The organism is Salinivibrio sp. IB282 (assembly GCF_001995685.1).
Lineage (GTDB): Bacteria > Pseudomonadota > Gammaproteobacteria > Enterobacterales > Vibrionaceae > Salinivibrio > Salinivibrio kushneri.
Genome location: NZ_MUET01000084.1, coordinates 1 through 10,098, shown reverse-complemented (window position 1 = coordinate 10,098; position 10,098 = coordinate 1). Strand labels below are relative to the sequence as shown.

Annotated in this window: 10 protein-coding genes and 1 pseudogene; 2 read left to right on the top strand and 9 right to left on the bottom strand. The window is 51.1% G+C overall.

The genetic code is table 11. From position 1 onward, the window contains the following. A pseudogene (locus BZG14_RS15620) lies at nt 1–620 on the top strand (hypothetical protein); the annotation flags it as partial. A gap of 34 nt (nt 621–654) precedes the next feature. Here BZG14_RS15620 and BZG14_RS13500 read toward each other — a convergent pair. Beyond that, the gene (locus BZG14_RS13500; RefSeq protein ID WP_077608979.1) at nt 655–1,173 is read right to left on the bottom strand and encodes a nicotinate-nicotinamide nucleotide adenylyltransferase; all 519 of its coding nucleotides are present in this window, start codon (nt 1,171–1,173) and stop codon (nt 655–657) included. Nucleotides 1,174–1,373: 200 nt separating this feature from the next. On the opposite strand from BZG14_RS13500, the gene nadE reads away from it, so the two are divergent. Further along, nucleotides 1,374–2,213 carry an ammonia-dependent NAD(+) synthetase gene (gene nadE, locus BZG14_RS13495; RefSeq protein WP_077608978.1) on the top strand — a complete coding sequence of 280 codons (840 nt, stop codon included), beginning with the start codon at nt 1,374–1,376 and terminating at the stop codon, nt 2,211–2,213. Nucleotides 2,214–2,262: 49 nt separating this feature from the next. Here nadE and BZG14_RS13490 read toward each other — a convergent pair whose 3' ends face one another. The 8 genes from BZG14_RS13490 to BZG14_RS13455 form a co-directional block, all read right to left on the bottom strand. Beyond that, nucleotides 2,263–2,817 (bottom strand): HD domain-containing protein, encoded by a 555-nt coding sequence (locus BZG14_RS13490; RefSeq protein WP_069362976.1) that lies wholly within the window; start codon nt 2,815–2,817, stop codon nt 2,263–2,265. Between the two features lie 85 nt (nt 2,818–2,902). Next, nucleotides 2,903–3,061 (bottom strand): YoaH family protein, encoded by a 159-nt coding sequence (locus BZG14_RS13485; protein ID WP_077487001.1) that lies wholly within the window; start codon nt 3,059–3,061, stop codon nt 2,903–2,905. Nucleotides 3,062–3,149: 88 nt separating this feature from the next. Beyond that, complete coding sequence (gene traF, locus BZG14_RS13480; protein ID WP_077608977.1) at nt 3,150–4,280, bottom strand: conjugal transfer protein TraF; 1,131 nt, start codon at nt 4,278–4,280, stop codon at nt 3,150–3,152. A 124-nt stretch (nt 4,281–4,404) separates the two neighbouring features. Beyond that, nucleotides 4,405–5,322 carry a DUF2861 family protein gene (locus tag BZG14_RS13475; protein ID WP_077608976.1) on the bottom strand — a complete coding sequence of 306 codons (918 nt, stop codon included), beginning with the start codon at nt 5,320–5,322 and terminating at the stop codon, nt 4,405–4,407. Then, nucleotides 5,319–5,984, bottom strand: a complete 666-nt coding sequence (locus BZG14_RS13470) for a response regulator transcription factor (protein ID WP_077487004.1) — start codon at nt 5,982–5,984, stop codon at nt 5,319–5,321. The genes BZG14_RS13475 and BZG14_RS13470 overlap by 4 nt, the downstream gene beginning before the upstream one ends. Further along, complete coding sequence (locus tag BZG14_RS13465; RefSeq protein WP_077608982.1) at nt 5,956–7,395, bottom strand: ATP-binding protein; 1,440 nt, start codon at nt 7,393–7,395, stop codon at nt 5,956–5,958. The genes BZG14_RS13470 and BZG14_RS13465 overlap by 29 nt, the downstream gene beginning before the upstream one ends. A gap of 140 nt (nt 7,396–7,535) precedes the next feature. Continuing rightward, the gene (gene pntB, locus BZG14_RS13460) at nt 7,536–8,912 is read right to left on the bottom strand and encodes a Re/Si-specific NAD(P)(+) transhydrogenase subunit beta (RefSeq protein WP_077487005.1); all 1,377 of its coding nucleotides are present in this window, start codon (nt 8,910–8,912) and stop codon (nt 7,536–7,538) included. Between the two features lie 9 nt (nt 8,913–8,921). Next, nucleotides 8,922–10,098 (bottom strand): Re/Si-specific NAD(P)(+) transhydrogenase subunit alpha (locus BZG14_RS13455; RefSeq protein WP_108743567.1); only part of this gene is annotated, 1,177 nt, incomplete at its 5' end.

The following is a 10,098-nucleotide window of genomic DNA, read 5'->3' as shown; positions in this document are numbered from 1 at the left end:
CCCCTCGAAAGCGCCGCTACACAGCGAACCTGCTTTATGTTGAGGACGGTTTGGTGCTTGTTCGCTTAGGAAAAACAGATATCCCTGTCTRTACCGGTCAGGGGTTCTGGCTACCTTTTGAGTGCCTTCATGCATTGACCATAACGCCCAATACCCGTTTACACCAATTGGCCGTATCGCCACGCACACAACATCCCCTCCCTGAGAGTGTGGGACATGTTGTGTTGTCCCCACTACTGGCCGCCGGCTTAATGGAGCTTGGCACGCCAACAGCATCCGTGTTAACGGCAGCGCAGTCGCATCACATTCAAGCCGTGCTGCTTGACCAAATCATGCATCTTGCTCCGACGCAACAACTCGATGCGCCCACGCAAGCGCTGGCAGATTGTGTGGCGTGCGCCCAAACAGGTCAGCCACCGGTGAGCGCAGCGCAACACTACCAATTACAAGCACTCACCCAGCTAACCATTGCACAACTGCAAGAGTATTTTACCGTTCGACAACTCAGAGCAGCGATAAAGTCGGGTAAAACACCGCAGCGCGCGGCTGAGTCGGCAGGACTCTCCACAGCCGACGCTGACACCCTGTATACCCGCTATGCCTGTGTGTTTGAAAGCTAAACGCGCGTGTTCTTGAAAACGCACCGATAGGCCGTTAGCGACAAAAGACCGTCTCGCTCAGCTGTGCTGCGATACTGGGTGTGGTGAGATCATCAATCGGTAAGCCTTGCGCCAGTCGTTCACGAATATGTGTACTACGCACCACCACCGTCTCAKGCATCCCTAAGACTGACCAGTGCGAGAGTATTTGCGCACTATCGGCAAACTGGTCAAATTTTAGCAAGTTATCAGGACCAACAACGAACGTGAGTGCCGCGTCAGGATAATCGTCCTGTAACGCAGAAAGCAGCATGTGTGTTGTGACAGCGTCACCCTCTCGCCCCAGCGATGCCTCTCGCTGACATAAGTGTAGATTCGGTAAGCGCAAATCATGAATCAATGCCTGTACCCACCCGCATCGTGTCTCGTAAGGTGCCATCATTTTTCCCCATGCATGTCTATAACTCGGCACGAGCAGCACCTTGTCAAAATGACACAATTGCGCCAGAACAGACGCGTGACCTTGAGTGGGTGGATTGAATGCGCTGCCAAATACGGCTATTTGCTCTGTCATTATACGCTCTTCGCCAAGTCATTCTCGTGTTTAGGGATTACGCGAGATGATGCCATGAATTTGACCAAAAGCCTAACCTATCACCATCAGGGTGAGGAGATTCACTTGCGCTATACCCAAGCCAACAGAGATCATGCACAATAACTCACAGTAGAGTCTTCATTGACATTGTATGCCAGAGTGATTGAGAGGAACCTAAGATGGAACACCAGATCCGCGAAGAAATGCGCGTCCAATCCAATATCGACCCAGAAACGGAGATCCGTCGTCGCATCGCCTTTATCAAAACTATGTTGCAACGTTCCGGGACACGTAGCCTCGTGTTAGGTATCAGTGGTGGTGTCGATTCGTCGACATGTGGACGACTGGCACAGTTAGCGATTGAAGCGCTTAACCAAGAAGCAAACAAGGATCACTATCAATTCATTGCGGTCAGATTGCCCTATGGCGAACAAAAAGACGAAGACGAAGCGCAACTCGCCCTGTCTTTTATCAAGCCGAGCAAAACCGTCACGGTCAACGTTAAGCCGGGGGTCGATGGTAACCACCAATCAGTTWTAGATGCCGTGTCTGCCGTAGGCTTACTCCCCGACAGTGATAGCCGGGTTGATTTTGCCAAAGGCAATGTCAAAGCACGCGCAAGAATGATGGCACAATACGAAATAGCAGGATTAACACAAGGGCTCGTCATCGGGACTGACCATTCTGCCGAGAACATCACGGGCTTTTATACTAAGTTTGGCGATGGTGCGTGTGATCTTGCGCCGCTCTTTGGTCTAAGCAAACGACAAGTGCGTCAACTCGCCGCCACACTGGGGGCACCAGACGTCTTGGTAAATAAAACGCCCACCGCTGACTTGGAAGACTTATCACCGCAAAAAGCGGATGAAGAAGCGCTGCAACTGACCTACGAGCAAATCGATGATTTTCTTGAGGGTAAGCCGGTTGAAGACGCGGTTAAAGAGAAGATTATTCAGGTTTACCAAGCCACACAGCACAAACGTCAACCGATTCCGACAAYTTATGATCTCGATAACTGATTGATGAGCTGAGGCGTTAAAAAGAAAAGCGTGTCTGGCTTAGCCTGAGTCAAGAGATGGATGCGTGCAGTTGATGATCTGGGTGCCGGTCTGCTTGTTGGCCGGCATCAATCAGGCCATCTAACTCACGCCAAAGGTGATCACATAACCCTCGTCGATATACGGCGACCCGGAAGCCTCCATGCTCACGTTGATATTGTAAAAAACGCGGTGGGCTATGCTCACTACTGGCAATCACGTTGGCTAAACGGTCACACGTTTTTACCACTAATGCTAACCATGCGGCTTCATCGCTCGGATCGAGTGCAATCAAACGTTGGTTTAAGGCGCGCTTTCTCTCTTCCCGACTGGGCCGTCGGGGATCCGTCACCAGCATCACAGCTCTGGCAACGGTTGGGCCGAAAAGTGCTGAGATTTCGTCAACACGTGTGGCAGTATCTTCCAGAATGTCATGCAATTGCGCCACAATGCGTGCTTGCTCCCCAAAGGGCGCGGCAATACGTTCAACATGATCAAGGTGACAACGATAAGGCTGGGCACCATAGCGTTGCAGTGCGTGCCGCACCCTTGCCCACTCGCGCGCCTTTTCAAGCCGATTGCTCATCCGACACTCCTTTTACTGCTCTCCTTTAAATAAATCAGGGATTGGCGGAATTGTAAATAAAAAGGCGATTTGTTTGTAACTTGTCTCACTCTTCAGACGAAGAGGCTTGAGCGGCTTGCGAACGTATTTCATTGGCAACCTGCATAATCGCCTCGCCACTGCTCATCCCTTCTGCCATCAGCGCATGAATGCGCTCTGCTGCTTCTTGCTGTTGTTCATGGTTTAACGTGACGCCATCAAACATAGGTGGGGCTCTCTTGGTAGTAAATCGTGATCAAAAAAGGCAGGCCATTTTAGGGCCTGCCTTTTCATTTGTCATCCAAAATGCAGCGTTAGAACGTAAATGCCAGCTGTGCCGATCCCCCATAGCTGTTGCTATCGATGATACTCGCGGCGATATCAAGATTGGCGACACCAAAGGGGGATAAACCAAGACCGAGGGTAAAGGCATTATCGACATTGTCCTCTAGATCCGCACGATAGCCGGTGCGTAGTTGCGCATGGCCAAAGGCGTCAAACTCTGCCCCGACTCGGAAAAACTGGGTGTCATCATCCACATTAAGCGTCCCTTTAAAGCCGCTTTTCTTGTTGAGATCTAAATCGGCAGCAAGGGTCACAAAATCAGACACAAACGCCGAGCCCAGGGTAAATTGCGGCTCAAGCTCATAAGTGAAACGGTTACCCGTTCTTTTAATGGTCACGGTATCGACATCTTGGCTAACCAAATTCTTACCGGCAAGGCCGACCCGATAAGGGCCCGATTGCCAAACAGCGCCAAGATCAAGGTTAAACGTGTTGTCCTCTTCACGGTAGCGGCTGTCATCCCAATCATCCGTATCGTAGTCGTCGACCGCGACGCCGTAATTATAGGTGGTAATTCTCTGTAGTTTCGGCGTCACGCCCACCGCAACGCGCTGGCCGGCAATATCAAGGTYGGTCGCCAGTGCGACCCCTAATTCACCGATACCGGCGGCGATGATCGTCGCATTTGAATCGGGATCGGAGGTGACGTTAAARTCATTGGTGTCGATATCGGGTAACACCGCGCCTTCAATTAGTCCCGATGTATAAAGAGTGGCAGAGACAGAGCCTGTGGGAATCCCCACCGCAGCACCAACACCGGCATTGACGTAGGCTTTATCGCCTTGCACCGCTCTCAGTGAAGATTCAATTTTTGTTGCATCTTGTTGGTCAAACGCATCAGCGACATCATCGAGGCCGTCAACAAGATCATCGGGATCTCGCGCTTCGGCGCCAATATAAGGGATAAGCACCCCAAAGGCGCTATCAGGATCAAGCGCAGCCAAAGCTGGGTTATGAAAGCCTGCGGAAAGATAATCCCCCGATGCCACGCCTACCCCACCCATCGCATTGGCACGGGCATCGGTTGGGTTAGTCGCCGCCAACGCACTGGTTGAGCATGCGGCCAGTGCCACCACAAGCGCTTTTGTTTTAAAGGTCATTGCGTTACCCCTATGTTTTGATTTGCTATTTAAAAGGCAAGCATAGAGGTAAAAGTGAATAATTAGACCGACTTCACTAAAAAGGTGTGAACTTTATCAAATTAACCACAACACAAGTGTCTATTTATTCGTCACCTTGTTTGTCAGAGCCACTCGGCGCTATCCTATTTAAAGCGTCAGGATCCAAATCCGGTAAATCAATCGCCCGGCCGATACGCTGAACTTCTTCAATTGACAGCGCGCCCTGCCAGCGCCGTTCAATCAGGGCAACACTAAACCAATACTGGCCATTGGGGACATCCAGCATAGGTAACTGAGTCGGCAGTCGTTTGTGCTTCTCTGCCGACCAAATCGGTGCACCGTCAGTTTGGTTTTGCGGATAAAGGTTCAGCGTCAAGAAAGGACGCTGACAGGTTGAGTTAAAATCATCAAAAGGGGCAATGTGCCAGCTTCGGGTATCTTTCCAGCTCAATGTTTGACGTGGCTGAGGCTGGGTCAGAAGCAACCAACTCGACCACGTATGGCCTGATACTGACTCTGCTGTGAGTTGATAAAGACCTTGGGAAATAGGATCGGAAAGGCCATCTTTGATCAAACGCCAACCGTGCTGCTGCGCCGGAGAGAACTCACCACGCATTACCGTTTTATCCGGCCATTTTTTTAACGTGAGTGCATTCACACCCGTTTGCGACTCCCCTGACACTTGGAGCCGGTAATACACCCGACTCGTGGTTTGGACCGTTTCGCGACGCACAGATATATTGCTCAACCAATCAGGCAATGTCTTTTGGCTTAAACTGCGCCCACAGTCTTCCGTGATCGCGAGCGCAAGCAGCTGAGCGAGATGACCCTGCTTGGCAGCAGAAAGATTGGGTTGCTGCCAGGCTTCAATCATGGCCTCTACACTGGCTGCGGTTCTTCCATTTAATAGGCGCTGATGGGCAGTGGTTAACGCGTCATTGCCGTTAAACCACGCGGCCTGCGCGCCACCAGCACCCAGCATAGTTGCTAATAGTCCAAAGAGAGCGCGCTTTTTCATCATGCTTTCATACGGTAGCCAACGCCACGCAAGGTTTCGATATTGACCGAGGGCAACTTCTGGCGTAGTTGTAATATATGGGTGTCAACCGTACGCGTGGTAGGATAATGGTTATACCCCCACACTTGATCGAGCAATTCATCACGCGTGAATACGCGTCCGGCATTTTTAGCCAGAAAGTGCAAAAGGTCGAACTCAGTGCGCGTCAAGGTCATCTCTTCGTCACCACAAAAAACGGCTCGACTCGCGGTATCGATACGCACATCATTGATAACGATGTCATTGCTTGAGACCTCTACCTCGCCCACGGGATGACGAAGGTGCACACGCACACGCGCGAGCAGCTCTGCTTCGGCAAAAGGTTTGGTGATATAATCAGTGGCTCCCGAATCCAAGCCGCCAACACGATCGCGTACCGAGACCATGGCTGTCAGTAAAATCACAGGAATAGTTTTAAGCTTATTCCAATCCGCTAGCCACTCAATTGAATCTCCTTCTGGCAATTGGCGGTCGAGGATCACGAGATCAGCATCGCGCCATAATTCGGCCACTTTTGTCGCGTTCTCTGCATATAAGCAGCGGTAGCCTGCTTGTTCCAAGCTTGCCAGTAACCCGTCAGCCAGGTTGGCATCATCTTCAACCAGAAGTAACGTCGCTTGCGCCACAATGAATCTCCAAAGTAAATGTGGTGGGTGGGCCAGATAGAATTAACTTCCCCCCCATTCGCTCAATCATGGATTCTACAATCGTCAGCCCCAGTCCAAGTCCACTTTGGCTGACAAACGGTTTACGTATATGTTTCCAGTCCTTGGCCGTCAGTTCCCCTTGATCGCGTATCGCGATCGTAAAACGATCCTCAGACACGTGAGCATGAACATCGACAGGTGCTACGCCATATTTGACCGCATTAGCAATCAAATTGTTCAATGATGTTGTTAACCAATAAACATTCGCTCGCACCGCCCCATCTTGGCTTACGTGTAACGTAACTTGGTGTTCGTCGCAAATATAACCCAACCACTCTTCAACAGACGGAATTGTCTCTTTACTGAGAGGCTTCTGGTTGGATTGTAAATAATCTTTACTTGCCTCCGCCAATTGTTTTAGGCGTCGCGAATCCTCGCAAAGCCGGCGAAATTCTTCATAAAAATCATCGGGTAAACTATCAAATTTGCGCCGAAAGCCCTCCACTGTCATGGATAAGCTAGCAATCGGGGTACGAAGCTCATGAGTGAGGATTTGCAACACCAGCATACGCTCTTGCATCAACCGACGCTGCACTGTCCAGCGGTTAAACGCCCAACCACCCAATGCCACAAGGTTGATAACGATTAATGCTCCGACCAAGTAGGGCCAATAACTGGGCGCTTTTTCTTCGTTCCAACAAATGTTGCCCACCCGCGCCAAACAGAAATCTTGCTCTCCTCGAGGGGTGATCCTTAAATCAAACTCGGCCAGTAATGGCTGCCATTGCGAGGCTTGGTATAAATGATAATAACTGCCAACGCGCACCCACATCTCATCCTGACTGATTAACGATTTAGCGCCGCTATTTAAGGCATCAACGGCATGAGACTCCATCCGCTGCAACCGCCCCAACAAGCTATCGGGTTCTGCTTGAGGTCGCTCTTGAATATGAAAGAAGCGCATTAATTCGCTACGCCGCTCGGGAAACTGCTCGGCATATTTTGCCGCGTAACTCCCCCCACCGGGATGAATAAAGCCAGACCGCGAGAACCACGCCACAGGAAGCTGGGTGTGATTACACATCGCTCGCGTGAACACCAACGGTTCGGTCACTTGCGGATTAACAGGCCACGGCCCTTGGCATTTTTGTGCGGCTTGATAGAGGCGGCGAATGTCTTTTAACGGGTATTGAGCACTCTGCGGCAACAAACTCTCTGGGCTTAGCAATACACGTGGAAACGCTCGGTTAATGCCGATCAAGTTGTAGCGAGCGATAGGATCGGCAAGCAATAACTGCGCGCGAAAGGCAGTCATCTGCTCTGAAAATGTACTTGCCGCCACGGATGGCCAGCCAGTTAGTGTGAGAATGATTAGCAGCAGAATTCGCATGGTCGCAAGCTTACCATCGATTTTTATCAAAATGTCAGTACCGTGTAAGTTCCATCATTCCTCGCTTAGTCAAGACACGCCAAAAAAAAGAGCCAGTCGGAACTGGCTCTTTTCGACAGCGTATCAAGTATTAAGGCTAATTATAGCGCTTTAAAAATCGCTTCTACACTTTGTTTCGCGTCACCGAACAACATGCTGCTGTTGTCTTTAAAGAACAGCGGATTTTGCACCCCGGCATAACCTGTGTTCATTGAGCGCTTAAACACCACCACATTTTTGGCGTTCCAGACCTCAAGAACCGGCATGCCCGCAATCGGGCTCGATGGGTCTTCCGTCGCCGCAGGGTTCACCGTATCGTTGGCACCAATGACCAAAACGGTATCTGTGTCAGGAAAATCATCATTGATTTCATCCATTTCCAACACGATGTCATACGGCACTTTAGCCTCAGCCAACAATACGTTCATATGACCGGGCAAACGACCCGCAACAGGGTGAATGGCAAAGCGCACCTCGACCCCCATGCTACGGAGTTTTTCTGTCACCTCGTAAACAGGATATTGGGCTTGCGCGACCGCCATGCCATAACCTGGGGCGATGACCACGCTGTTTGACTCTTTCAGCATTTCGGCGACTTCTTCGGCTGTACTTTCTCGATACTCGCCGACTTCGTCATCACCCGAAGACGCAGCGCCATCAGAGCCAAAGCCACCGGCGATGACACTAATGAAAGAACGGTTCATCGCTTTACACATGATGTAAGACAGAATCGCCCCCGATGAGCCCACTAGCGCGCCTGTCACAATCAAGAGATCGTTCGCCAGCATAAAGCCAGCCGCCGCCGCTGCCCATCCTGAGTAGGAATTGAGCATCGACACCACCACGGGCATGTCTGCGCCACCGATCGAAGCCACCAAGTGATAACCAAATGCTAGCGCAATCACGGTCACAATCAGCAGTGCCGCTGTTGAGCCTTCAGCGTTGACAAAGCTGATTAGCAACAAGAACGACACAACCACAGCGGCCAAGTTAAGCTTGTGACGATGTGGCAACATCAGCGCCTTGGAAGAAATCACGCCACGGAGTTTACCAAAGGCGACAATCGAGCCGGTGAAAGTAATTGCACCGATAAAGACACCGAGGAAAATCTCAACCAAGTGGATGTTAAGCATCGCGCCAGTCAGCGGCGGGTGATCGATGTAGGTATTAAAGCCCACCAATACCGCAGCCAGACCCACGAAGCTGTGTAGCATCGCCACTAGCTCCGGCATTTCCGTCATTTCTACGCGCTTGGCGTAATAAATACCGATCGCGCCACCAATGACCATGGCCAGAATAATCCAGCCCACACCTTGCACTTCCGGCCCCCAGATGGTGGCAACCAGTGCGATCGCCATCCCGGTAATCCCGTAATAGTTACCCGCGCGTGCTGACTCTTGCTTTGAGAGCCCAGCCAAACTGAGAATAAAACAAAGCGCAGCGACAATATACGCCGCTTGTACCAATCCTTCAGACATTCTTTCTCCTTACCCTTTACGGAACATTTCAAGCATGCGCTTTGTAACAGTAAAGCCGCCWAATATATTGATGCTGGCGATCAACACGGCAATGAAAGCAAGGAAGGTCACAAAGCCAATGCCTTGTCCTACTTGCAATAACGCCCCAACGATGATGATGCCAGAGATCGCATTGGTCACAGACATCAGCGGGGTATGCAGCGCGTGAGTCACATTCCATACCACGTAGTAGCCCACCACACAGGCCAGTACGAAAACGGTAAAGTGAGAGAGAAATTCACTAGGGGCATAATTGGCAATCCATCCGAACGCCCCTGCGGCGGCGGCCATTAGACCATACTTAGTCGCCCGAGAGGTTTTTTTGGGTGCCGGCTTAGGAGCAGGTTCAGCTTTAGGCTCTGCTTTGGGTTGCGCGGAGACTTGAATCGGTGGCGCCGGCCAGGTGACCTCGCCTTCTTTGATTACGGTCACGCCACGCACGACTACATCATCAAAATCAATCTGGATGTTGCCGTCTTTCTCTTTGCAAAGCAGTTTGGTGAGGTTGACTAAGTTAGTCGCATAAAGCTGTGACGATTGGGTGGGCAAACGGCCGACCATATCGGTGTAACCGATCACTTTTACGCCATTGGGCGTGGTGATCACTTGATCTTTTTCCGTGTACTCACAGTTGCCACCATTGGCTGCGGCGAGATCGACGATCACACTGCCCGGCTTCATGCTGTCAACCATCTCTTTGGTGATCAGCGTCGGCGCTGGCTTACCGGGGATCAGTGCGGTTGTGACGATAATGTCGACATCTTCTGCTTGCTGCGCATAAAGCTTTTCCGCCGCCTGATTAAACTCGTCAGACATTTCTTTGGCATAACCATCGCCACTGCCTGAGTTGTCTTGTTTGAAGTCGACTTCTAAAAACTCCGCGCCCATGCTCTCGACTTGTTCTTTCACTTCAGGACGAACATCAAAAGCACGGACAATCGCCCCCAAGCTACCGGCTGCGCCAATCGCCGCTAGCCCAGCAACGCCAGCCCCCGCAACAAAGACTTTCGCAGGCGGTACTTTACCCGCTGCCGTGATTTGTCCGGTAAAGAAGCGGCCAAACTCATGCGCCGCTTCAACCACTGCACGATAACCGGCGATGTTTGCCATCGAGCTTAACGCATCCAATGACTGCGCACGCGAAATA

Coding starts and splice junctions, on each gene's coding strand:
- BZG14_RS13485 (WP_077487001.1), bottom strand. CDS start 3,061: ATGTTTGATGGCGTCACGTTAAACCATGAACAACAGCAAGAAGCAGCA.
- BZG14_RS13475 (WP_077608976.1), bottom strand. CDS start 5,322: ATGATGAAAAAGCGCGCTCTCTTTGGACTATTAGCAACTATGCTGGGT.
- BZG14_RS13465 (WP_077608982.1), bottom strand. CDS start 7,395: ATGCGAATTCTGCTGCTAATCATTCTCACACTAACTGGCTGGCCATCC.
- pntB (WP_077487005.1), bottom strand. CDS start 8,912: ATGTCTGAAGGATTGGTACAAGCGGCGTATATTGTCGCTGCGCTTTGT.
- BZG14_RS13490 (WP_069362976.1), bottom strand. CDS start 2,817: ATGAGCAATCGGCTTGAAAAGGCGCGCGAGTGGGCAAGGGTGCGGCAC.